Consider the following 23,492-nt stretch of genomic DNA (forward strand, 5'->3'; position numbering starts at 1 on the left):
TTACACAAAAACAAAAAAAAGAGCAGCATGGCGCACCATGCTGCTCTTTATATATTGTTGAATTAATTAGAGGTTGGCATTGTCCTTCGCCCAATCCTCAACAGCAGGGATGATGCCCAGAGAGATAATCTCGTCACGCATCTTCTGCAGGTGCTCATAAGAAGCCTGCAGAGCAGCCATCTCCTCAGCAGTGCCCTCGGGCTCAGTGAAGTGAACACCGTCCTTGTCGATAACGGTAGGCATAGCCATCATCACGTTCTTGAAGCCGTAAGCGTTTACATAGCAACCGGCAGGCCACTTGAAAGGCTCACCGCCCATAGCACCCTCGATCATCTTGACAGCCTGATAAGCAGGGCTCTGGAATGAAGAACGGCCACGGAGCTTGATGATGTTGCTACCACCCTGTGTTGTCATGTGCTTGATCTCTGCCCAACGCTCCTCAGAGAGTGGGAGCTCAGAGAGAGGCTTGCCGTCAATGAGAGCCTTGCTGGCGAAAACTGCCATCTGCTCACCATGACCACCATAGGTGTAAGCGTTAGTCACCTTGTCCTGACGAACACCGAACTCCTGAGCCAACTGCTGCTGCAGACGGGTAGAGTCGAGCGCTGCCAGAGAGGTCAGCTGGTTGGGCTTCAAACCTGAGTGAATCAGTGCAGTCAGAGCGGTAACGTCTGCGGGGTTGAAGATGACAACCACGTGCTTAACGTCTGGGCAGTACTTCTTGATGTTCTCGCCAAACTCAGCAGCAATCTTGCAGTTACCCTTCAGCAGGTCCTCACGGGTCATACCCTCCTTACGGGGAGCACCACCAGAAGAGATGATGTACTTAGCACCGGTGAAAGCCTCTTTAGGATCTACGGTGTAAGAGATGTTTGCACCAGGGAAGGCGCAGTGGCACATCTCGTCGTAAACACCATGAACACCAGGCTCATAGATATCATACAAGCAGATGTTGGGAGTCAGACCCAGCATCAGCACACTCTGAACCATGTTAGAACCGATCATACCACCGGCACCAACAATTACCAATTTCTCGTCAGTTAAAAATGCCATAATTACTTTAGTGTTTTTATATTATTTAATATTTATCTTGAATGGTGCAAAATTACAAAAAAAATGCGGAAATAAAGTCTATATTTCCGCATTTAATAACGTTAAATATTAATAATAGGTTGTCATTTGTAAACTGCATTTGCCAAAACCGTAGTCTTAAGGGTAGGCAGTCTTAACATCGCTATAGAAATAATTGTTTTTTTCGTCTTTTAGATAGGCTCTATAGTAGAACCATGAGTAATTGTTGTAGCCAAAACCGCTACGGTCGATGTTAAAATACAGATACCATGGTGATGTCCCGTCTGGATTCGTTGGTATGCTATAATATTTGTAATTATATTCGTAGCTTGATAATGTCAAGTTGGATGACATGCCATACAGCATTCCTATTTCTTTCGGCGTTCCCATGAAGTTTTTGATGGTTATGTCAAACATGTATAGTTCATCGGTTTTTCCATACCATGAACTTTCAACTTGAATGTCTTGAATCGTCGTAAACTGTTTCCAGTCGCTTCGTAGTACTTGTCCTGCATAATCACTAACATACTCGCAGTAGTAGTATGTCGTGTTTGGTTCCAGACCTTCGATTTTCCATTCGTTGTATCTTGGATAAGATGAACTTGATACATTATATTTACTGGAATATTGCTCAAATACCGTGTCTTTGCTTACGTATAACCGCACTTCATTTCCACTATATTGGTAGCCTCGGCTCGTATTTCCGTTATCTGTGCCATACGATATGTATGCTGTTTGCGCATTTACCTCAGTAACATCTCCAGCAGTTATTGTCGTAGGAAATTGGTTTAAAGACCACTCGGATATATCATCAACGTCTGTACAACTTGTCATTCCAACTAACAGACTTAGAATGATTGCGTGATAAAAGGTTCGTATTTGTTTCATAGTCATTGTCGTTTAGTGATTAAAAGCAATACGAGAAATTGAATGATACGGCTCCGACATCTCCCCCATTAAAGTTCATATATCCTGCACCGATCATCAGATTGTTGATGCGCAAAGAAAGACCGGCTTCCCCACCAAAAGCATAATCTTCGGTATTATCATGATGAATTATATATTCACCATTCCTAAGCTCGTAACCAATCTGACTGTTAGCCAAACCAACGCCCACATTCAGATAAATAGGACACCATAAGCGCAGCATTCCACCTATGGTAGCAGCTTGAAATACGTGATTGGCTTTGCCGTCTTTCAGCATGTAATGATAGCCTATATCGTCAATGTAGCCGGAAAATTTATGAGAGTCATCCTTCATTGTTCCGTTGAGCAGTATCCTGCCGTAGAAACCAACGTTCTTAACCATACCGGCATGCACGCCAAAAGCGGGGCTGCTGCCAGGGAATGCCATGTCGGCACCAGCAAAAAACTGCCATTCGTCTGGCGGTGTGTTCCACCAGTTGGCTGCGTAGTATTTCTGTGCATTTGCATGTTGAATACTCATGATCATGCAAAGCAGACTGATGATAAAGATTGTTTTCTTCATAGAATAAAGGTTGGATGTTTGCGTGTTAGAATGGGAATTTCATACTCCAGATGTTACAATGGATGGTCTTTTTCTGTGAGCGGTTCGACAGGAAGTAGAGTGTCTTTCCGTCTTTCGAGAATACTGGACAGCAATCCATGGCAGGATGATAGGTGAGCTGGGTGAACTGCGTGCCATCGATACGGACGGCAAACAGGTCGAGATTCTGCTTTCTGGAAACGCTCGATTTGGAGTTGCCCTCGCAAACAATCCATTTGCCGTCTGGCGACATGGTGGGATTCGTGAATCCTCTTTCCTCATCGCTGAGAATAAGGGTCTCCTGCCCTTTTACATAGTTGACCAGCCATATCTCGCTCTGTCCTCTGGCGGTGTTGCGAACGCAAAGAAATTCCTCGTTGCTGTCGCCAACGGGCCATGGGTTGTAACCTCTGGCGCAAGAGATCAGTGTGCCGTCTTCCAGGTTGTATGCCCATATCGATGCACCGCCATTGCCTTCATAGCGCGTGAAGAAGAGCGTCTTGCCGTCGGCAGCCAAGATAGGATCGTCATCGCTGGCTGCATTCGTGATTTGTTGCATCACGCTGCCTGCATGCGAGTTGATAACACATATCTTACTGTTGCTGCCATTGGTATAGTCCGCATAGTAAATCTTGTCATCACTTCCCCACGAGACACTGCCCACATTACGGAACGTGCGTTGTGTGGCTGCGCTAATAGAGGTAGTCTTTCTAATCATGACATTACCCTTCTTGTCGCTGATGTTGATGTAGGCCAGTTCGTTGCCGTCAGGCGAGATGTCCATGCGGCGGAATGTTGTCCAGTAGAATCTCTGCTTGGCAGAGCAACCAATGATGCTCGATTGGAACGAGTACGGCTTGGTCGTGTAGATGTGACCTAAGCTCAGATTGTCATCCGTGATTTTTCGCAGATTTAGTCCTACTTCTTCCTGCATGGTTTCTTCAATAGGTTTGCCGGCAGAGGCCCCTAAGGTGAAAATTGTAAAAAACAAAAGAACAAAAAATTTCTTCATAAGGTTGATATTAAAGTCCATTCCTTTGATGGACAATGAATTATGTTAATAGTAATAATATGTTGCAAATATAAATGGTTTATTTGGTTTTTCCAAACAAAATGTCTTTTTTTTTTATTTAGGACAGAATATCTTTTTAAAATGTTTTCTTGGAGGCTGAAAGAAAAAGTGTTAACTTTGCGCTATCTTGTTTAATTGTAGAAAAAGTTAAAATATGATAGCAGAACGTCTGACTGCACTTCGCGAACTGATGCGTCGCGAGCATCTGAGTGCTTTTATTTTTCCAAGTACCGATCCACATCAGGGAGAATATGTGCCCGACCACTGGAAGGGGCGTGAGTGGATCAGCGGATTCGATGGGTCGGCAGGCACGGCAGTGGTGACACTGCATAGTGCTGCACTATGGACAGACTCTCGCTATTTTATTGCTGCTGCCGAACAACTCAAGGATACCGAATACCAATTGATGAAACTGAAGATGCCAGGAACGCCTACGATAGCAGAGTGGTTGGGGCAAGAGCTCAAGACTGTTCGGAGTGCCGAGGTGGGCATCGATGGCATGGTAAGCTCTGCACGTGTCGTACGTGATCTGATTGGCGAACTGCGACTGCAGGGCGGAATCACGCTGAGAACGAATCTCGATCCTCTCAAGCAAATATGGCGGGAGCGTCCTGTCATCCCCGAGAACAAGATTGAGCTGCAACCTCTGAAGTACGCTGGTGAGTCGGCACGCGACAAGGTGGCGCGCATCCGAAAGGCCCTGCGTCGTCAGCATGCCAACGGTATGCTGATGGCTTCGCTCGACGATATCGCCTGGACGTTGAACCTGCGCGGAACAGATGTCCACTGTACCCCCGTGTTTGTGGCTTATCTGCTGGTGTCGTCGGTCGATGTCACGCTGTTTGTCAGCCCCGCCAAACTGACCGATGAAGTGAAAGCGTACCTCGCAGAAGAGGGTGTGATGCTCCGTGATTATGAAGAGATTGCCGATGGGCTGAAACACTATTTTGAATATAACATCTTGATGGATCCCGACGAGGTGAACTACACCCTTTCGCAGATGGTGACCAGAAAGGTGGTTGAGGCTGAATCGCCCGTAAAGCGCATGAAGACGGTGAAAAACGAAGTCGAGATGGAGGGCTTCCACCATGCCATGCTGAGAGATGGTGTCGCGATGGTGAAGTTCTTGAAGTGGTTATCCGAGTATCCCGATGTGACCAAGCTGACAGAGCTGACCATTGATGAGAAACTGACGGCCCTACGTGCCGAACAACCGCTGTATCGCGACTTGTCGTTCGACACCATTGCAGGCTATGCAGACCATGGCGCCATCGTACATTATGAGGCTACGCCTGAGACAGCAACGCACCTAAAACCCGAAGGACTGCTATTGTTGGACAGTGGCGCTCAGTATCAAGACGGAACCACCGACATCACCCGTACCATTGCCTTGGGCCCCTTGACCGATGAAGAGAGAAAGGTATATACGCTGGTGCTGAAGGGACATATCGCCCTGTCGCGAGCTGTCTTTCCCGAAGGCACGAGCGGCACGCAGTTGGATGTGCTGGCCCGTCAGTTTATGTGGCGCGAAGGACTGAACTACCTGCATGGCACTGGTCATGGGGTCGGCTCTTACCTAAGTGTGCACGAAGGCCCTCATCAGTTCCGCATGGAGTGGAAACCTGCTCCGCTGGTGGCCGGCATGACCATCACCGACGAGCCCGGTCTTTATCTGGAAGGAAAGTTTGGCGTTCGCATAGAAAACACGCTGCTGGTGGTGCCGGCGATGGAGACCGCCTTCGGGCGCTATCTGCAGTTCGAGCCTCTCACACTCTGTCCGATAGACAAACGTCTCATCATGATGGAGATGCTGACCGACGAAGAGCGCCAATGGCTCAACGACTATCATGCGCTGGTCTATGAACGTCTTTCTCCTTGTCTGAACCAAGAGGAGAACGACTGGCTCAGAGCACAAACCTCGAAGATTTAATCAGATTTCCTCAAGTGCATAGTACTGGTAATCGCGTACGATGCGTTGAAGAAATGCAGTATCGTAGGCTTCCTGCCGCTCTATGCCCAGCTTCTGTGCCACCTTGTTGGCCAGGGCAGCAGTGCGCGGCAGGAAGTCGTCGCTTTTCATCGCCAGCGTCCGACTGATAATCTCTATCTGTTCCAGTGATAAGTCGGCAGCCTGTGGGTAGCGCGGTTTGTAGTTGCTTTCCAGAAAGTCATACTCGTCCAGGCTGACCTGAATGTCCTTATACTTTTTCAGTTTGACGACCATCGTGCCCGCCGCCAGGTCACCTATGCGCTGGTTGCGTCGGTTCAGTATCATGACCAGCACGCCGGCAAAGCTCAGTATGGGACCGTCAATCAGATACATCAGCCAGCGAATCAGGAAAGCACCAATGGTCGGTGTCGAGCCATCGGCTTTCACCACGCGCGTCTTCATGATCTTTTTTCCGACGGACTGTCCACGGTTGAACAGTTCGCAGAGCAGCGTATAGAATAGAATGGGCAAGACTATCAGTAAGACATTGGTCATGAAACTGAGATCCAGTTCCTTCAGGACCCTTGACACCAAGACGGCATATACCAACATGACGCCCCAGTCTATCACCTGGGCAGCCATGCGGTCGCCCACACTGGCGGGCGTCAACTCCAATTGTACGTATTGTCCTGTAAGAAAACTTGGTTCTGACATGATTTGGCAAGGTTTTGTTTAAAATCGCTGCAAATTTAGTGTTTTTTCTTTAAAATCGTTGTGTGTGTAGTTTTTTTTATTTACTTTTGCCTGCGAAATTAGTCAAACCAATAACAGCCGGTGAAAGAAGTAACTTTTATCAGACACAACATTGACAAGTGGAGACGGTATGAAAAAGTGCTCGAAGAAGAGGTCTTTTCTACGCCAGATGACTTGGCAGATGCTTATATCGACGTTACTTCAGACTTAGCTTTTTCGCAAACACACTATCCACAATCACGTATCACACTCTATCTGAACAACCTCGGCATATCTATCCACAACAAGATATACCGCAACAAGCGTGAGCGCTGGACCCGTATCTATACGTTTTGGACCCAAGAGGTGCCTGCCACCATGTGGGATGCCCGCCGCGAATTGCGTTGGTCGTTCCTGATCTTCCTGATGTTTTCCTTCGTGGGCGCCTTGTCGCAATGGCTCGATCCCGAGTTCTCGCGTTTGATCATGGGCGATAGCTATGTGGATATGACGCTCGACAATATCGCTAAGGGGTCGCCTATGGCGGTCTATGATGGCTCGACAGAGGGGTCGATGTTTGTACAGATTACCCTGAACAATGTCAAGGTGTCCTTCTTGGTCTATGTTATGGGCATCTTTACGAGTCTTGGCACGGGCTTTCTTCTCATGCGGAACGCGGTGATGCTGGGTGCTTTCCAAACCTTCTTTGCTCAGCATGGGCTGCTCTGCGAGTCGGCACTGGCCATCTGGTTGCACGGCACGCTGGAGATTTCTGCCATCATCATTGCCGGTGCTGCCGGTCTGGCCATGGGCAATGGCTGGCTGTTTCCCGGCACTTATTCCCGTATGGATGCCTTCCGTCGGGGTGTGAAACGCGGTCTGAAGATTGTTGTGGGCACGGTGCCTGTGTTCATCATGGCCGGCTTTATCGAGAGTTTTGCCACCCGCCATGTTGAGGTGGCCGATGCGTTGCGCTTGGGCATCATCGTACTCTCGGCCCTATTTATTGTCTCTTATTTTATTGTTTTACCATATTTAAAACATCATGAATCAGGAAAAACTACAAACTGAACTCTACGTTACACGAGACTTCGGAAAGAAATTGTCGGACACCATAGAATTTATCCGCAGCAACTGGCGCTTGCTGTTGCGCTATGAGACCTATCTGTTGCTTCCAATCAGTGTGATACTGGCCTTCTTTACGAATAATCTCGTTTCCGATTATTCTGGCATGCTTACTAGCATGATTGGAGTTACCATGTATGGATCAGGCATTTATCGTAACTTTGACAATATATTGGAGTGGTTCATCAATCTGTTTGGCTCTTTTGTCTGCTACGGAGCGGCCTTTATAGCTCTCAGTGCAGTAGTCTATGCCGTGATTTACTTCGTTTTCTTCACCGATAAGAAAATGACGGAAGTCAGTTTCGAGGAGCTGAAACCCCGCCTATGGTATTATGCAAAGCGTTCCCTCGTCTTGTCGCTGGTGACACTGGTGCTGTGCATCGTGGCTTCGATTGCGCTGGTGATGGTATTAGTAGGCCTCACCTTCCTGTTTAGCAGCATGCGCTTTGCCCTTCTCCCGATATATTTGTTCATTATCTTGGCAGTTGTTGCAGTAACAATCCCCCTGCTGTTGGTAATGCCTATCTACATGCTGGAGCCAGAATGCTCAGTTGTTAATGCCTTTATGAAGGCCTTCCGCTTGGGCTTTGCTACATGGGCAGGCGTGTTTGCTGTGTCGTTTGTGATAGGACTCGTGAGTACCATATTCGAGATGGTCACCACGATGCCTTGGTATGTGATGATTTTCACCAAAGAGATATTTACGTTGGCACACGATGGTGATGCTGGCATGACGGGCTCGTTCCTTTTCAGCTTTACGCAGTACCTGTTCTGCATTCTTCAATGCTTTGGTATGATGGTTGCCTCGACCCTCTCAATCGTGGGTATCACTATCCAGTATGGTCATGCTGCCGACAAAATCGACGGACGTGGCGTTGCCCAACATATTGACCATTTTGACCAGTTCGATAACGTCTAATCGCAGATAAGACCTTGGTGGCTCTCGATACCTTACAGATAGACAGCATGCAGGTTGCCATGTGGCAACAGGATGGCCGGTATGACTACAACCGCGAACTGATGGGCGGTGGCGAAAGTCTGCTGGAATGGCTGCAGCGTGTCGTCATGGGATGGTTCGAAGAACTGTTTGCCATTGCAGCGCACGACGAAAGGATGCAGTGGCTCCTGGCTGCGTTGGGTGTGGTGCTCGTTGTTGCTGTCGGCTGGTTTGTATGGCGAAAGCGCCAGCTGAAGTTTAACTACGATCGTCGTAATAACACACTCGACTACGAGCTCGATGGAGACACCATCTATGGCATGGACTTCACCCAGTTGATACAGGAAGTGTTGACGCGTGAGGACTATGCTCAAGTGGTACGCCTGGTCTATCTGCAGACGTTGAAGATGTTGAGCGATGCCACTCGCATCAACTGGCAAGCCTCTAAGACGCCCACACAGTATGTGGCTGAGGTAAGGCAGGAAGACTTTACAGAGCTGTCGCACCTGTTCATGCGTGTGAGATACGGTAATTTAACGGCCACGAAGCAACTGGCAGAGCGGATGAATATCCTGCAAGAGAATGTTGGACGCTGGCTCAACCAACCGACGGAAGGAGGTGAGGAGGCATGAAGATCAATGTGAAGTTTGTCATCGTGATATTACTGCTGGTGGCAGTGGCGTTCGCCATTGAATACCAGATGCCCCGCCGTTTCTCTTGGGAATACTCGTTCAGTCATGAGGACGACCAGCCTTTCGGTTGTATGATCATGGACAGCGTGCTGTCGGCATCGCTGCCTCATGGCTACGAAGTGCAGAATAGCACCTTCAGAGAGATGCTCGAGGATAGCACGATAAAGGCCCCCATAGGCATCATCGCTCTGACAGACCAGCGCATGGCGGATGCATCACGCGCCTATAGGTTGGCCGAACGTGGTCATGTAGTGCTGTTGGGATGTGGCAACGCAAATGATTTGAAAGATACGTTGCACTTTGAAGTGACGTGGCGCACCCGCTTTATTCTCAACGAGATGACTGGTCAGGACGCCGTCAAAGGTCGCCTGAGATGGATAGGGCAGGAGAGTGGCTATGCCAATCACCCAGCTGTCTATTCCGTATATAATAAGTTGATTACGGAGCGCATCATTTTGGATGAGAATGCCGTGTGCACACCGCTGTTGCAATACGAAATGGTATCAGCTAACAACCTTAGCGACACGTGTGTCGTCGCAGTGTCCTTCCCCGTGGGCAAAGGCGAACTCATCGTGCTGTCGGCGCCATTGCTGATGACCAACTACACGATGCTCGACGAAGGTGGTTCGGCAGTCATCGGCCGACTGATGAACCGCATGAAGCATCTGCACGTCGTTCGCACGCAGAGATACATGCCCGCTACGGCCCGCAACGAGACCTCGCCCTTCTATGTGCTCCTGCAAAAACCCCCATTGCGCTGGGCGCTCTACCTGTCGTTCCTCACCATTTTATTATTGATGGCATTCACTGCTCGCCGCCGTCAGCGTGCTATCCCTGTGATGGTGGCACCCGAGAACCGAAACTTGGAATTCGTGAAGCTGATAGGCAGCCTCTATTGGCAGGAGCATAACCATGCTGACCTGATCAAAAAGAAACTGAACTACACGGCAGAGACGATACGTCGGGAAACGGGTGTGGACATCATGGACGAACAGGTCATGAAGAAGAACATGGACCTGCTGGTGAGACTCACCGGTATGGATGCCCACCGGCTCAGCGATATCGTGATCAATGCCAAGGTGGCTGCTACGGGCATGTACGACATCAGCGACAAGGAGCTGAAGGCGCACATCGCCGATTTGAATGAAATGACTCAAAACCTATAGATATGACACAAGAGAACAATGAACAAAGAATAGACCTGACGGCATTTGCCGAGCGCGTGAACGAGTTGCGTGAGCAGATTTCACAAGTCATCGTCGGACAGGATGAGACTGTGACACTGCTGCTGACGGCCATTCTGGCCAATGGTCATGTGCTGATAGAAGGTGTGCCCGGTGTGGCCAAGACGCTGCTGGCCCGACTGGTGTCAAAGCTTATTGATGCCCGCTTCAGTCGCGTGCAGTTCACACCCGACCTGATGCCAAGCGATGTGCTGGGCACTAACGTGTTCAACATGAAGACGTCTGAGTTCGACTTCCACGCCGGTCCTGTGTTTGCCGATGTGGTGCTGGTGGACGAGATCAACCGTGCACCCGCTAAGACGCAGGCAGCCCTCTTCGAGGTGATGGAAGAACGACAGGTCACCATCGATGGCGAGACTCACCAGATGGGACAGTTCTATACCATCTTGGCGACCCAAAACCCAGTGGAGCAGGAGGGTACTTACAAATTGCCAGAGGCACAGACCGACCGTTTCATGATGAAACTCACGATGGGTTATCCCTCGATAGACGAGGAAGTGGCCATCCTTCAGCGCCATCATCAGAACGCCCGACTGACCTCGCTCGACGAGGTGAAGCCGGTGCTGACCAAAGCAGAACTGATAGAACTGCGACAGATGTTGGGACAGGTGTTCGTGGATCCTGTGCTGCTGCGCTACATTGCTGGCATCGTACAGCAGACACGCGAAAGTAAGGCCGTGTTCCTCGGTGCTTCACCGCGTGCATCGGTGGCCATCCTGCAGGCATCCAAAGCCCACGCACTGTTGCAAGGACGCGACTTCGTGGCTCCCGACGATGTGCGCTTTGTGGTGCCCAGCGTCTTGCAGCACCGCATCATCCTGACAGCCGAGGCCGAGATGGAAGGTCTGACACCGAAGAAGGTGATAGGCAGACTGATGGAGAAGGTAGAGGTTCCTAAATAAATAATAAGGTATTAGAGCATGTTTCTGACGCGTCGCTTCTATCTGTTGATGACGGTCGTCATCCTGGTGATGGCTGCTGGCTTTGCCGTGACACCATTGTTTGTTGCAGGCAAGGTGCTGTTACTGCTACTCTCAATAGCGGTGGCTGCAGATGTGTGGCTGCTGTGGAGCCGACGGGGCATCACGGCCATGCGACTGATGTCGGATAGGTTTTCTAATGGCGATGACAATGATGTGCGCATTCGGCTGGAGAGCAACTATGGATTCTGCGTGGATGTTGAGGTAATCGATGAGATTCCCTTTGTATTCCAACGTCGTGACGTCTGTTTCAAGGCAAAGTTGGCAGCAAAGGGCGAGGCCACAGTGAAGTATCAGTTGCGCCCCACGCATCGTGGCGTCTATGGCTTCGGTCGTGTGCGTGTCTTCGCAGCAACACGTCTGGCACTGGTGCAACGGCGCTACACCTGCGATGAGGCCCGCGATGTGAAGGTCTATCCTTCGTATATGATGCTGCGGCAGTATGAGTTGCTGGCCATGAGCAACAACCTCACGGAGATGGGCATCAAGCGCATTCGCCGCATCGGGCATAATACGGATTTTGAACAAATCAAGGACTATGTTGTGGGCGACGATTATCGCACAATCAACTGGCGTGCCACCGCGCGCCGGCATCAACTGATGGTGAACGTCTATCAGGAGGAGCGCGCCCAACATGTGTATGCCATCATAGACAAAGGGCGCATGATGCAACAGGCTTTCCAGAATATGACACTGCTGGACTATGCCATCAATGCCTCGCTGGTGTTGTCGTTCGTGGCAGTCAACAAGCAGGATAAGGCTGGGCTTGTCACCTTTGCCGATCAGTTCGAGACCTTTGTGCCGGCTTCCAACCAACCCGGACACATGCAAACCATGCAGGAGGCACTCTATGCCGAACAGACCGTCTTTGGCGAGACCGACTATTCGGCACTGCTGGTAGGACTGGCCAAACATGTGAACCGTCGTTCGCTGCTGGTGCTCTTCACCTCGTTCACCTCGATGGCTGCCCTTCGACGTCAACTGCCATTCCTGCGCCAGTTGGCCCTTCGCCACCGTCTGCTCGTGGTGTTCTTTGCCGATGAGGAGCTGGACAAGTACGTCAACACTGAGGCTCGTTCTGTGGAGTCGGTCTATCAGCATGTCATCGCCGAGAAGTTTCAGCACGAGCAGCGCACCATTGTGCAGACCTTGCGTCAGTACGGCATCCAGTCGTTGCTCACCACACCACGAAATCTGTCGGTAGGGGTTATCAATAAGTATTTGGAAATTAAGTCAAAAATTTAGGGGTAGGCGCATCAGTGCCACTCTTCTGCCATCCTCTTTTTAGGAAAACGTTCGCTTTTCTCAATATTAAACTGTAGCTTTCACCTTGTCAAACGATAGCTTTTCTATTGCAATAGTGCTGCTATTGTGATGCAATAGTGTTGGTATTGATACGGATCTAGGGCCTGGAACGATTGAATCTAGCCCCTGGAAATGCGCTCTGCAGGGCCTGGATTTAATTTTTTTAGGGCCTGGATTCAATCGTTCCAGGGCCTATATGGTGTAGCATAGTGCCACTATCGCTCGCAGAGAGTGGCAGAATAGTCGGTCAAAAACAAAGCACCTGATGTTTGAAACTAATACTTTTGTATGCCAACATGTCTGCACTTGTAGCCACCTTTCGACGGTGTTGGGAAGGACGCTTGCATGGGTCGTTTTATGGCTGTTTTGAAGATGGCGGAACGAATGAAGATAAGGCGTAACTATCACAAAAACAGCAAAAAACTCATTAAAAGCTTGGAAGTTTCCTGGAAAAGTAGTACCTTTGCACCCGCATTTCGTGTGCACTATGCCCGAATGATGCGCTAATGTATAACATTTTAAACAATTAAAGTCAAAAAACAGTATGATTATTGTACCCGTAAAAGAAGGCGAAAACATTGAAAGAGCCCTCAAGAAGTTTAAGAGAAAGTTCGAGAAGACTGGTGTTGTTAAGGAGCTGCGTCGTCGTCAGCAGTTTGACAAGCCATCTGTACTGAAGCGCCTGAAGATGGAACATGCCATCTATGTTCAGCAGCTTCGCACCAACGAGGAATAAAATTTTCTCTTGAAAATTTGGTAGTTTCATAATATTTCCGTAAATTCGTTGCCGAAAACCATTATAAATGGATTACTAAGCAACAGCAACGTGAAATGATTGACCTCTTCCTCAATTACTTGCGCTACGAACGGAACCGCAGTGAGCTGACCGTTTTGACGTATGAGAAAAGTCTGAAACACTTTGAAGCATACTTTAAGAGCAAGGAGGAAAATCTGGACTGGGCATCGGTGGATGCCGACGTGATCCGTTCTTGGATGGAGAACATGATGGACAGGGGCGATAAAGCGACAACCGTAGGCACCGGACTCTCCGCAGTCCGCTCGTTCTATAGATTCGCACTCGCCAGAGGTTTAGTCAAGAAAGATCCCGCACATCAGGTGCAGGCACCCAAAAAGCAGAAGCCTCTGCCGCAATTCGTGAAAGAAGGGCAGATGGATCAATTGTTGGATGCAGCTTGTGGAGATGAATATAAGGCGGTTCGTGCGCGTACCATTATTATATTGCTCTATGAGGCGGGATTGCGAAGAGCAGAGCTGATAGGACTGGATGATGACAATGTGGATTTTGCTGCAAGGCAGTTGAAAGTGACTGGTAAGCGCAACAAGCAACGTCTGATACCTTTTGGCGAAGAACTGGCCGAACAGTTGAAAAACTATATGGCTATTCGCGATGATCAGGTGGATAAACAATCCAAGGCCCTTTTCTTGGGACGAAACGGACAGCGTATCTCTCAGACGACAGTATATAATATTGTGAGAGAACAATTGCAACAGGTTTCGACCTTGAAAAAACGCTCACCACATGTGTTGCGTCACAGCTTCGCCACAGCCATGCTGAATCACGATGCCGGACTGGAAAGTGTCAGAAAACTGTTGGGGCATGAAAGCCTGGAGACAACAGAGATTTATACACATACCACGTTCGAGCAGCTGAGACGAATTTACAAAGAATCCCATCCCAGGGGTTGATCTTTATAGTTTAACTGTTAAAATAATAGGAGGTAACTATGGAAATTAAGATTCAGTCGATCCATTTCGACGCTACCGAAAAACTAGAGGCGTTCGTTGAGAAGAAAGTCGCCAAGTTAGAAAAGTCGTACGAAGATATTCAGAAAGTAGAGGTGCAATTAAAGGTCGTGAAGCCGGCAACTGCTCAAAATAAGGAAGCAAGTTTGTCTGTGGCTGTGCCTGGAAATACATTACATGTAGAGAAGGTGAGCGACACGTTTGAAGAGAGTATAGACCTCTGCGTTGACACGATGAAGGTGCAACTGCAGAAATTTAAGGAAAAATTGAGAAATTACTAAAAAAAAGCTGGAAAAGTTTTGGTAATTCAAAAATAAGTCGTAACTTTGCAGCCGTTTTCCAACAGGTCGTAAATCTGAAACGAGAGCGGCTGCTTCAAAAGCCTCTTTAGCTCAGTTGGCCAGAGCACGTGATTTGTAATCTCGGGGTCGTTGGTTCGAATCCGACAAGAGGCTCTACAGGAGTGAAAAGCAAGCGCTCGACAAGTTGGGACGCAAAGATTTTGGGTGTTTTCCAGAGTGGCCAAATGGGGCAGACTGTAAATCTGCTGTCTTTCGACTTCGGTGGTTCGAATCCATCAGCACCCACTCTCAAGAGATGTTTTTGCGGAAATAGCTCAGTTGATAGAGCACTAGCCTTCCAAGCTGGGGGTCGCGGGTTTGAGCCCCGTTTTCCGCTCTATAAACAACGCTGTAATAGCTCAGTGGTAGAGCACTTCCTTGGTAAGGAAGAGGTCCTGAGTTCAACTCTCAGTTACAGCTCTCTCGAGGAAATAAGGAGGAGCAAAAACATAGTAATTAAATCAATATTAATAAAACAACAAAACAATGGCAAAAGAGACATTTGTGCGCACCAAACCGCACGTAAACATTGGTACTATTGGTCACGTTGACCACGGTAAGACTACTCTGACCGCTGCTATTACAACTGTACTGGCTAAGGCTGGTCTTTCTGAGGTTAAGTCTTTCGACCAGATTGATAATGCTCCCGAGGAGAAGGAGCGTGGTATCACTATTAACACTGCTCACGTTGAGTACGAGACCGCTAAGCGTCACTACGCTCACGTTGACTGCCCAGGACACGCTGACTACGTTAAGAACATGGTAACTGGTGCTGCTCAGATGGATGGTGCTATTCTTGTTGTAGCTGCTACTGACGGTCCTATGCCTCAGACTCGTGAGCACGTTCTGCTTGCTCGTCAGGTAAACGTTCCCCGTCTGGTTGTATTCCTGAACAAGTGTGATATGGTTGAGGATGAGGAAATGCTGGAGCTCGTTGAGATGGAGGTTCAGGAGATCCTCGCTCAGTATGAGTTCGAAGAGGATACTCCTATCATCCGCGGTTCTGCACTCGGCGCACTGAATGGTGTTGAGAAGTGGGAGAAGAAGGTGATGGAGCTGATGGATACCTGCGACACATGGATCCAGGAGCCTCCTCGCGCTACCGACAAGCCTTTCTTGATGCCTGTTGAGGACGTATTCTCAATCACTGGCCGTGGTACTGTTGCTACTGGTCGTATCGAGACTGGTGTTATCCACGTTGGTGACGCTGTAGAGCTGCTCGGTCTTGGTGAGGATAAGAACTCAGTTGTAACTGGTGTTGAGATGTTCCGCAAGCTCCTCGATGAGGGTCAGGCTGGTGATAACGTAGGTCTGCTGCTCCGCGGTATCGATAAGAATGAGATCAAGCGTGGTATGGTTCTCTGCCATCCCGGACAGATCAAGCCTTTCAAGAAGTTCAAGGCTTCTATCTACGTTCTGAAGAAGGAAGAGGGTGGTCGTCACACTCCATTCGGAAACAAGTATCGTCCTCAGTTCTACCTCCGTACTATGGACTGCACGGGTGAGATTCACCTCCCCGAGGGCGTTGAGATGGTAATGCCTGGTGATAACGTTGAGATCACTGTAGAGCTCATCTACGCTGTAGCACTGAATAAGGGTCTGCGTTTCGCTATCCGTGAGGGTGGTCGCACCGTAGGTTCTGGTCAGATTACAGAGGTATACGAAGACTAATTCTAGCACATGTAGGATAGCCGGTTTTACCGACACCCTATAGTCTAGATGACATAAAAAGCCCCCGCTCAAGGGTGGGGGCTTACTTACGGGAATAGCTCAGTTGGTAGAGCATCGGTCTCCAAAACCGAGGGTCGTGGGTTCGAGTCCTCCTTCCCGTGCGAAACAGAATAAGAAGATGAATATTATTAAGAAGTTCTTTACATACTGCCAGACTTGCTACAATGAGTTGGCACATCAAGTTACCTGGCCCTCACGTCAGGAACTTACTGGTAGTGCAGTTCTCGTTCTTACCGCATCTTTAATTATCGCATTGGTAGTTCTTGCTATGGATAAGATCTGGGGATTGGTGACTGACGTTCTTTACATGGGTATTTAATTGGATGATGGCTGATACAGGAAAAAAATGGTATGTTCTGAAGGCCGTCAGCGGTAAGGAAGCTAAGGTCAAAGAGTATATAGAGGCATTGATGAAGAATAATCAACTTCTGGCTAACAATGTTGGTCAGATCTTGTTGCCCACTGAGAAATATGCTCAGCTTCGTAACGGCAAGCGCGTGGTCAAGGAGAAATTGTTCCTCCCTGGCTATGTTTTGATTGAGGCTCGCCTCGATGGCGAGACTGCTCATGAACTGCGCTACATTCCTAACGTGCTTGGTTTCTTAGGTGGTATGGATAATCCTAGCCCCGTTCGTCAAGCCGACATTAACCGCATTCTTGGTACTGTTGAGGAAACGGCCATTCGTACCGAAGAAGTTGCCGTACCTTATATGGTTGATGAAGCCGTTAAGGTTACTGATGGTCCTTTCAGTGGATTCAGCGGTGTCATCGAAGAGGTGAATGCGGAGAAGCGTAAGCTCAAGGTGATGGTTAAAATCTTCGGTCGTAAGACGCCTTTGGAACTTGCATTTAATCAAGTAGAAAAAGAATAAGACGCAATTGTTACGATGTGTCTGTTCTAATATACGGTCACAGGAGGCTTCCACTCCTTGGCTTATATGACAATCAATAATAATTATAAACAGAAATGGCTAAAGAAGTTGCTGGATTAATCAAATTACAGATTAAAGGTGGCGCTGCGAATCCTTCACCTCCCGTAGGACCTGCTCTGGGTTCAAAGGGTATCAACATTATGGGATTCTGCAAAGAGTTCAACGCCAGAACCCAGGATAAGGCAGGTAAGATTCTTCCTGTCGTTATCACATACTATGCTGATAAGTCATTCAGTTTCGTCATTAAGACTCCTCCCGCTGCTGTTCAGCTGATCGAGGCTGCCAAGATTAAGGGTGGTTCTTCTGAACCTAACCGTAAGAAGGTTGCTACTGTTACATGGGATCAGGTGCGCGCTATCGCTGAGGATAAGATGGCTGACCTCAACTGTTTCACAATTGAGTCTGCTATGAAACTGATTGCTGGTACAGCACGTAGCATGGGTATCACTGTACAAGGGGAGTTCCCTGGTAAATAACAATAACTTCAATTTTTAGAACAATGAGTAAACTGACAAAAAATCAAAAGTTGGTAGCTGATAAGATTGAAGCAGGGAAAGCATACTCTTTGAAAGAGGCCGCTACACTGGTTAAGGAAATCACCACAACCAAGTTTGAGGCTTCTGTAGATATCGATGTACGCTTGGGTGTTGATCCACGTAAGGCTAACCAGATGGTTCGTGGTGTCGTTTCACTGCCGAACGGAACTGGTAAGGTGACACGTGTGCTCGCTCTCTGTACTCCTGATCAGGAGGCTGCCGCTAAGGAAGCTGGTGCCGACTATGTTGGTCTCGACGAGTATATCGAGAAGATCAAAGGTGGTTGGACTGATGTTGATGTGATTATCACAATGCCCTCATGCATGGGTAAGTTGGGCCCCTTGGGTCGTGTACTCGGTCCTCGTGGCTTGATGCCTAACCCAAAGAGTGGCACTGTTACTATGGACGTTGCTAAGGCAGTGAAAGAGGTTAAGCAGGGTAAGATTGACTTTAAGGTTGATAAGGCTGGTATTGTGCACACCTCAATCGGTAAGGTTAGCTTTACTGCTGATCAGATCTATGAAAATGCTAAGGAGTTTATCTCTACCATTATCAAGCTGAAACCCGCTGCCGCTAAGGGTACATACATGAAGAGTATCTTTATTTCAAGCACTATGAGTAAGGGTATCAAGATAGATCCTAAATCAGTTGAATAACTCGTTAAAAGTTTAGTAAAATGAAAAAGGAAGTAAAAGATACTATTATCGTAGAACTCGGAGAGCAGCTGAAGCAATATCCTCACTTCTATCTGGTTGACTTGGCCGGACTGAATGCAGAGGCTACCAGCGACCTGCGTCGCAAGTGCTTCAAGAATGAGATTAAGCTTCTCGTTGTGAAGAACACGCTTCTCCACAAAGCTTTCGAGGCTTCAGAGATCGATTTCTCACCTCTTTACGAGTGCTTGAAGGGCAATACTGCCGTAATGTTCTGCAATACGGCAAACGTACCTGCTAAGCTTATCAAGGAATATAAGAAGGATGGTATCCCTGCTTTGAAGGGTGCTTATGCTGAGGAGAGCATCTTCGTTGGTGCTGACAAACTTGACGAGCTTGTTGCTATCAAGAGCAAGAACGAACTTATCGCCGAAGTTGTGGCTCTGCTGCAGTCGCCGATCAAGAATGTTGTTTCTGGCCTCAATGCCGGTGGCAAGATCCACGGCCTGCTTGACGCTGTCGCTGAGCGTAACAAATAAGCGAAAAAGTAATTTCATTAACATTAAAAACAATTAAAATTTAAATAAAATGGCAGATATCAAAGCTATTGCAGAAGAGTTGGTAAACCTTACTGTAAAAGAAGTTAACGAGTTGGCAACAGTCCTGAAGGACGAGTATGGAATTGAGCCTGCTGCTGCAGCCGTTGCTGTAGCTGCTGGTCCCGCTGCTGGTGGCGCTGCTCCCGCAGCTGAGGAGAAGACCTCTTTCGATGTAATCCTGAAGGAGGTTGGCGCTGCTAAGTTGCAGGTTGTAAAGGCTGTTAAGGAAGCTTGCGGTCTGGGCCTGAAAGAGGCTAAGGATCTCGTAGACGGTGCTCCTGCTACCGTTAAGGAAGGTCTGGCTAAGGAAGAGGCTGAGAACCTGAAGAAGGCTATCGAGGCTGCTGGTGCCGTAGTTGAGCTGAAGTAATTTTAAGCACAACAATATTTAATGGTTAGGGACTCTCAAGTAGAGGGTTCCTAGCCTTTTCTTGTCTTTTTATAGATCCGGTTTGACCGGAGACTCCGGAATCTCCGGCTTTATAGAATCATTACATTATCATATGACATCGAAAGTAATAGACAACAGAGTAAACTTTGGTAGCGTCAAGAATCCTATGCCGCTGCCGGATTTCCTCGATGTGCAATTAAAGTCTTTCAAAGACTTCCTGCAGTTAGACACTCCGCCTGAGGAACGCAAGAACGACGGTTTGTATAAGGTGTTCGCAGAGAACTTCCCTATCACTGATACTCGTAATAATTTCGTCCTTGAGTTCTTGGATTATTATATCGACCCGCCTCGCTACACCATCGATGAGTGTTTGGAGCGTGGTCTGACTTATAGTGTACCTTTGAAGGCTAAGCTGAAGCTATACTGCACGGATCCTGACCACGAGGATTTCGGAACAGTGATCCAGGATGTATTCCTCGGTCCTATTCCTTATATGACAGCTAACGGTACGTTTGTGATAAATGGTGCCGAGCGCGTTGTCGTTTCACAGTTGCACCGTTCGCCTGGCGTATTCTTTGGCCAGAACGTGCATGCAAACGGCACCTTGCTGTATTCAGCCCGTATCATCCCATTCAAGGGTTCTTGGATTGAATTCGCTACTGACATCAACAATGTGATGTATGCGTATATCGATCGTAAGAAGAAGTTGCCTGTTACTACGCTGCTGCGTGCCATCGGTTACGAAACCGATAAGGACATTCTGCAGATTTTCGACCTCGCCGAGGAGGTGAAGGTTAATAAGACTGCTCTGAAGAAGGTGGTTGGCTGTAAGCTGGCTGCCCGTGTGCTGAAGAGCTGGAATGAGGACTTCGTAGATGAGGATACCGGTGAGGTTGTTTCAATCGAGCGTAACGAGGTGATCATGGATCGTGAGACCGAGATCACGGAGGACAACATGATTGACATCCTTGAGAGTGGTGCTCAGACTATTCTGGTTCATAAGGACGAGAATACGGCTCAGGACTTCTCTATCATCTTCAATACGTTGGCCAAGGACCCATCAAACTCAGAGAAAGAGGCTGTGCTCTACATCTACCGTCAGTTGCGTAATGCTGATCCTGCCGATGATGCCAGCGCTCGTGAGGTGATCCAGAACCTGTTCTTCTCTGACAAGCGTTATGACCTGGGTGATGTGGGTCGCTACAGAATCAATAAGAAGTTGGGACTCGACACCGATATGGATGTTCGTGTGCTGACAAAAGAAGATATTATCGAGATTATCAAATATCTCATCCAGCTGATCAACTCTAAGGCTGCTGTCGATGATATTGACCACCTGTCAAACCGTCGCGTGCGCACCGTTGGTGAACAGCTGTCTAACCAGTTCTCGATTGGTCTGGCACGTATGAGCCGCACCATTCGTGAGCGCATGAACGTGCGTGACAACGAGGTGTTCACACCTACGGACTTGATCAACGCTAAGACGATTTCTAGTGTTATCAACTCGTTCTTCGGAACAAACCCACTGTCACAGTTCATGGACCAGACGAATCCTCTGGCAGAGGTTACTCACAAGCGTCGTCTCTCGGCCCTCGGTCCTGGCGGTCTGTCTCGTGAGCGTGCCGGCTTCGAGGTTCGTGACGTACACTACACACACTACGGTCGTCTGTGTCCTATCGAGAGCCCAGAAGGACCTAACATCGGTCTGATTTCTTCGCTCTGTGTATATGCTAAGATTAATGAGCTGGGCTTCATTCAGACTCCTTATCGTAAGGTGGAGAATGGTGTTGCCAACTTAAATAATGATGATATCGTATATCTGACTGCCGAGGAGGAAGAGAACTTTATCATTGGTCAGGGTAATGCTCCTTTGAACGATGATGGTACGTTCATTCGTCCCGTCGTTAAGTGTCGTCAGGATGCCGACTTCCCTGTCGTTCCTCCCTCAGAGGTGAACCTGATGGATGTATCTCCACAGCAGATTGCCTCTATCGCTGCATCTCTGATTCCTTTCTTGGAGCACGACGATGCTCACCGTGCACTGATGGGATCTAACATGATGCGTCAGGCTGTACCTCTGCTTCACAACGAAGCTCCTATCGTCGGTACTGGTATCGAGAAACAGGTTTGTGAGAATTCTCGTACCATGGTAACTGCCGAGGGCGATGGTGTTATCGAGTATGTCGATGCTACGACCATTCGTATCCTCTACGATCGCACAGAGGACGAGGAGTTTGTAAGCTTCGAGCCTGCACTGAAGGAATACCGTATTGCTAAGTTCCGTCGTACCAACCAGAACATGACCATCGACTTGCGTCCTATCTGCAATAAGGGACAGCGTGTGAAGAAGGGTGATATCCTGACTGAGGGTTATGCTACTGAGAATGGCGAACTGGCTCTGGGTCGTAACCTGTTGGTGGCTTACATGCCTTGGAAGGGTTACAACTACGAGGATGCTATCGTTTTGAACGAGCGTATCGTTCGTGAGGATGTGCTGACTTCAGTTCACGTGGATGAGTACTCTCTTGATGTGCGTGAGACAAAACGTGGTATGGAGGAGTTCACCGCTGATATTCCTAACGTCAGTGAGGAAGCTACTAAGGACCTCGATGAGAATGGCGTAATTCGCGTTGGTGCTCGTGTAGAGCCAGGCGATATCCTGATTGGTAAGATTTCACCTAAGGGCGAAAGCGATCCTTCACCTGAAGAGAAACTGCTTCGTGCTATCTTCGGTGACAAGGCTGGCGACGTGAAGGACTCTTCACTGAAGGCTAACCCCTCACTGACGGGTGTCGTTATCGATAAGAAACTGTTTGCTCGTGCTATCAAGACTCGTCAGACCAAGATGCAGGATAAGCAGATCCTGGCTAAGATCGACGAGGAGTATGAGGCAAAGGTTGAGGACCTGAAGGATATCCTGGTTGATAAGTTGCTGGAGCTGACCAAGGGCAGAACTTCACAGGGTGTGAAGGACTACACTGGTGCAGAGATTATCTCTAAGGGTTCTAAGTTCACCATGACAAACCTGAAGAATCTGGAGTATGGTGACGTGCAGACAAGCAACTGGACCAATGATGAGCACAAGAACACGCTGATTGCTCAGCTCATCATCAACTATATGAAGAAGTACAAACTGCTTGATGCAGAGATGAAGCGTAAGAAGTTTGCAATCACCATCGGTGACGAGCTGCCTTCTGGCATCCTGCAGATGGCTAAGGTCTATGTAGCTAAGAAACGTAAGATCGGTGTGGGTGATAAGCTGGCTGGTCGTCACGGTAACAAGGGTATCGTGTCTAAGGTCGTACGTCAGGAGGATATGCCATTCCTCGAGGATGGTCGTCCTGTTGACTTGGTACTGAACCCACTGGGTGTGCCTTCTCGTATGAACCTCGGTCAGATCTTCGAGGCTATCCTCGGTGCTGCCGGTAAGCGTCTGGGCGTGAAGTTCGCTACACCTATCTTCGACGGTGCTAAGCTGGAAGACCTGGCTGAGTGGACCGACAAGGCAGGTCTGCCTCGTCTGTGCTCTACCCACCTGTATGACGGTGAGACCGGTGAGCGCTTCGACCAGCCTGCAACGGTAGGTATCACTTACTTCTTGAAACTGGGTCACATGGTAGAGGATAAGATGCACGCTCGTTCTATCGGCCCATACAGTCTTATCACGCAGCAGCCTCTCGGTGGTAAAGCACAGTTTGGTGGTCAGCGTTTTGGTGAGATGGAGGTTTGGGCACTGGAGGCCTTCGGTGCCAGCCATGTGCTTCAGGAAATTCTGACAATCAAGTCTGACGATACTGTTGGTCGTTCTAAGGCTTACGAGGCTATCGTTAAGGGTGAACCTATGCCTACACCTGGTATTCCAGAGTCACTCAACGTGCTGTTGCATGAACTGCGTGGTCTTGGACTCAGCGTAACCCTCGACTGATGATATTTTGAATTAAGAATTAAGA

At 48.5% G+C, this 23,492-nt stretch carries 23 protein-coding genes and 5 tRNA genes; 23 read left to right on the forward strand and 5 right to left on the reverse strand.

The features are described 5' to 3' along the window. Window positions 1-66 precede the first annotated feature (66 nt). The 4 genes from L6472_RS01690 to L6472_RS01705 all read right to left on the reverse strand — a co-directional run bounded on the left by L6472_RS01690 (window position 67) and on the right by L6472_RS01705 (window position 3,512). On the reverse strand, window positions 67-1,053 hold the full coding sequence (locus L6472_RS01690) for a malate dehydrogenase (RefSeq protein WP_237806632.1): 987 nt from the start codon (window positions 1,051-1,053) through the stop codon (window positions 67-69). 156 nt (window positions 1,054-1,209) lie between these two features. Then, window positions 1,210-1,959 (reverse strand): hypothetical protein, encoded by a 750-nt coding sequence (locus tag L6472_RS01695; RefSeq protein WP_237806634.1) that lies wholly within the window; start codon window positions 1,957-1,959, stop codon window positions 1,210-1,212. A 19-nt stretch (window positions 1,960-1,978) separates the two neighbouring features. Beyond that, the gene (locus tag L6472_RS01700; protein WP_237806636.1) at window positions 1,979-2,560 is read right to left on the reverse strand and encodes a hypothetical protein; all 582 of its coding nucleotides are present in this window, start codon (window positions 2,558-2,560) and stop codon (window positions 1,979-1,981) included. 25 nt (window positions 2,561-2,585) lie between these two features. Further along, window positions 2,586-3,512 (reverse strand): hypothetical protein, encoded by a 927-nt coding sequence (locus L6472_RS01705; RefSeq protein ID WP_237806638.1) that lies wholly within the window; start codon window positions 3,510-3,512, stop codon window positions 2,586-2,588. A gap of 292 nt (window positions 3,513-3,804) precedes the next feature. Here L6472_RS01705 and L6472_RS01710 point away from each other — a divergent pair, with 292 nt between their 5' ends. After that, window positions 3,805-5,580, forward strand: a complete 1,776-nt coding sequence (locus L6472_RS01710; RefSeq protein ID WP_237806640.1) for an aminopeptidase P family protein — start codon at window positions 3,805-3,807, stop codon at window positions 5,578-5,580. Here the strand turns inward: L6472_RS01710 and L6472_RS01715 are convergent, their stop codons facing one another. After that, window positions 5,581-6,294 carry an RDD family protein gene (locus L6472_RS01715; RefSeq protein ID WP_237806642.1) on the reverse strand — a complete coding sequence of 238 codons (714 nt, stop codon included), beginning with the start codon at window positions 6,292-6,294 and terminating at the stop codon, window positions 5,581-5,583. 120 nt (window positions 6,295-6,414) lie between these two features. On the opposite strand from L6472_RS01715, the gene L6472_RS01720 reads away from it, so the two are divergent. The 22 genes from L6472_RS01720 (at window position 6,415) to rpoB (ending at window position 23,467) form a co-directional block, all read left to right on the forward strand. Continuing rightward, entirely contained in the window at window positions 6,415-7,383 is a 969-nt protein-coding gene (locus L6472_RS01720) for a stage II sporulation protein M (RefSeq protein ID WP_237806644.1), read from the forward strand. Then, window positions 7,358-8,356 carry a hypothetical protein gene (locus tag L6472_RS01725; protein ID WP_237806646.1) on the forward strand — a complete coding sequence of 333 codons (999 nt, stop codon included), beginning with the start codon at window positions 7,358-7,360 and terminating at the stop codon, window positions 8,354-8,356. Before L6472_RS01720 ends, L6472_RS01725 begins: the two co-directional genes overlap by 26 nt. A gap of 17 nt (window positions 8,357-8,373) precedes the next feature. After that, the gene (locus L6472_RS01730) at window positions 8,374-9,006 is read left to right on the forward strand and encodes a DUF4129 domain-containing protein (RefSeq protein WP_237806648.1); all 633 of its coding nucleotides are present in this window, start codon (window positions 8,374-8,376) and stop codon (window positions 9,004-9,006) included. Next, window positions 9,003-10,232, forward strand: a complete 1,230-nt coding sequence (locus tag L6472_RS01735) for a hypothetical protein (protein WP_237806650.1) — start codon at window positions 9,003-9,005, stop codon at window positions 10,230-10,232. The genes L6472_RS01730 and L6472_RS01735 overlap by 4 nt, the downstream gene beginning before the upstream one ends. Window positions 10,233-10,234: 2 nt before the next feature. After that, window positions 10,235-11,212 carry a MoxR family ATPase gene (locus L6472_RS01740; protein ID WP_237806652.1) on the forward strand — a complete coding sequence of 326 codons (978 nt, stop codon included), beginning with the start codon at window positions 10,235-10,237 and terminating at the stop codon, window positions 11,210-11,212. Between the two features lie 18 nt (window positions 11,213-11,230). Continuing rightward, the gene (locus L6472_RS01745) at window positions 11,231-12,535 is read left to right on the forward strand and encodes a DUF58 domain-containing protein (protein WP_237806654.1); all 1,305 of its coding nucleotides are present in this window, start codon (window positions 11,231-11,233) and stop codon (window positions 12,533-12,535) included. Window positions 12,536-13,139: 604 nt separating this feature from the next. Then, window positions 13,140-13,331, forward strand: a complete 192-nt coding sequence (rpsU, locus tag L6472_RS01750) for a 30S ribosomal protein S21 (RefSeq protein WP_027448954.1) — start codon at window positions 13,140-13,142, stop codon at window positions 13,329-13,331. A gap of 95 nt (window positions 13,332-13,426) precedes the next feature. Then, window positions 13,427-14,302: a tyrosine-type recombinase/integrase gene (locus L6472_RS01755; protein ID WP_237806656.1), complete on the forward strand. Its 876-nt coding sequence runs from the start codon at window positions 13,427-13,429 to the stop codon at window positions 14,300-14,302. A gap of 38 nt (window positions 14,303-14,340) precedes the next feature. Then, window positions 14,341-14,640: a ribosome hibernation-promoting factor, HPF/YfiA family gene (hpf, locus tag L6472_RS01760; RefSeq protein ID WP_027448956.1), complete on the forward strand. Its 300-nt coding sequence runs from the start codon at window positions 14,341-14,343 to the stop codon at window positions 14,638-14,640. 100 nt (window positions 14,641-14,740) lie between these two features. Next, window positions 14,741-14,814 (forward strand) — tRNA-Thr (locus L6472_RS01765). A 49-nt stretch (window positions 14,815-14,863) separates the two neighbouring features. Then, a tRNA-Tyr gene (locus L6472_RS01770) sits at window positions 14,864-14,946 on the forward strand. 18 nt (window positions 14,947-14,964) lie between these two features. Next, a tRNA-Gly gene (locus L6472_RS01775) sits at window positions 14,965-15,037 on the forward strand. A gap of 11 nt (window positions 15,038-15,048) precedes the next feature. Next, window positions 15,049-15,120, forward strand: a tRNA-Thr gene (locus tag L6472_RS01780). A gap of 66 nt (window positions 15,121-15,186) precedes the next feature. Continuing rightward, a complete protein-coding gene (tuf, locus tag L6472_RS01785; RefSeq protein WP_237806658.1) occupies window positions 15,187-16,371 on the forward strand; it encodes an elongation factor Tu in 1,185 nt (394 codons plus the stop codon). An 88-nt stretch (window positions 16,372-16,459) separates the two neighbouring features. Beyond that, window positions 16,460-16,532: transfer RNA gene (locus L6472_RS01790), tRNA-Trp, on the forward strand. A 17-nt stretch (window positions 16,533-16,549) separates the two neighbouring features. After that, window positions 16,550-16,750: a preprotein translocase subunit SecE gene (gene secE / locus L6472_RS01795; RefSeq protein ID WP_155808417.1), complete on the forward strand. Its 201-nt coding sequence runs from the start codon at window positions 16,550-16,552 to the stop codon at window positions 16,748-16,750. Window positions 16,751-16,757: 7 nt separating this feature from the next. Next, window positions 16,758-17,303: a transcription termination/antitermination protein NusG gene (gene nusG, locus L6472_RS01800; protein ID WP_237807951.1), complete on the forward strand. Its 546-nt coding sequence runs from the start codon at window positions 16,758-16,760 to the stop codon at window positions 17,301-17,303. Between the two features lie 95 nt (window positions 17,304-17,398). Next, entirely contained in the window at window positions 17,399-17,839 is a 441-nt protein-coding gene (rplK, locus tag L6472_RS01805; RefSeq protein WP_237806660.1) for a 50S ribosomal protein L11, read from the forward strand. Window positions 17,840-17,862: 23 nt separating this feature from the next. Beyond that, a complete protein-coding gene (gene rplA, locus L6472_RS01810; protein ID WP_027448960.1) occupies window positions 17,863-18,555 on the forward strand; it encodes a 50S ribosomal protein L1 in 693 nt (230 codons plus the stop codon). A 20-nt stretch (window positions 18,556-18,575) separates the two neighbouring features. Then, complete coding sequence (gene rplJ / locus L6472_RS01815; RefSeq protein ID WP_237806662.1) at window positions 18,576-19,091, forward strand: 50S ribosomal protein L10; 516 nt, start codon at window positions 18,576-18,578, stop codon at window positions 19,089-19,091. A gap of 49 nt (window positions 19,092-19,140) precedes the next feature. Next, on the forward strand, window positions 19,141-19,521 hold the full coding sequence (gene rplL / locus L6472_RS01820) for a 50S ribosomal protein L7/L12 (RefSeq protein ID WP_237806664.1): 381 nt from the start codon (window positions 19,141-19,143) through the stop codon (window positions 19,519-19,521). Between the two features lie 133 nt (window positions 19,522-19,654). Continuing rightward, on the forward strand, window positions 19,655-23,467 hold the full coding sequence (gene rpoB / locus L6472_RS01825) for a DNA-directed RNA polymerase subunit beta (RefSeq protein WP_237806666.1): 3,813 nt from the start codon (window positions 19,655-19,657) through the stop codon (window positions 23,465-23,467). The last annotated feature ends 25 nt before the right edge of the window (window positions 23,468-23,492 follow it).

Source organism: Prevotella sp. E13-17, from assembly GCF_022024035.1.
In the GTDB taxonomy this organism is placed as follows: Bacteria; Bacteroidota; Bacteroidia; order Bacteroidales; family Bacteroidaceae; genus Prevotella.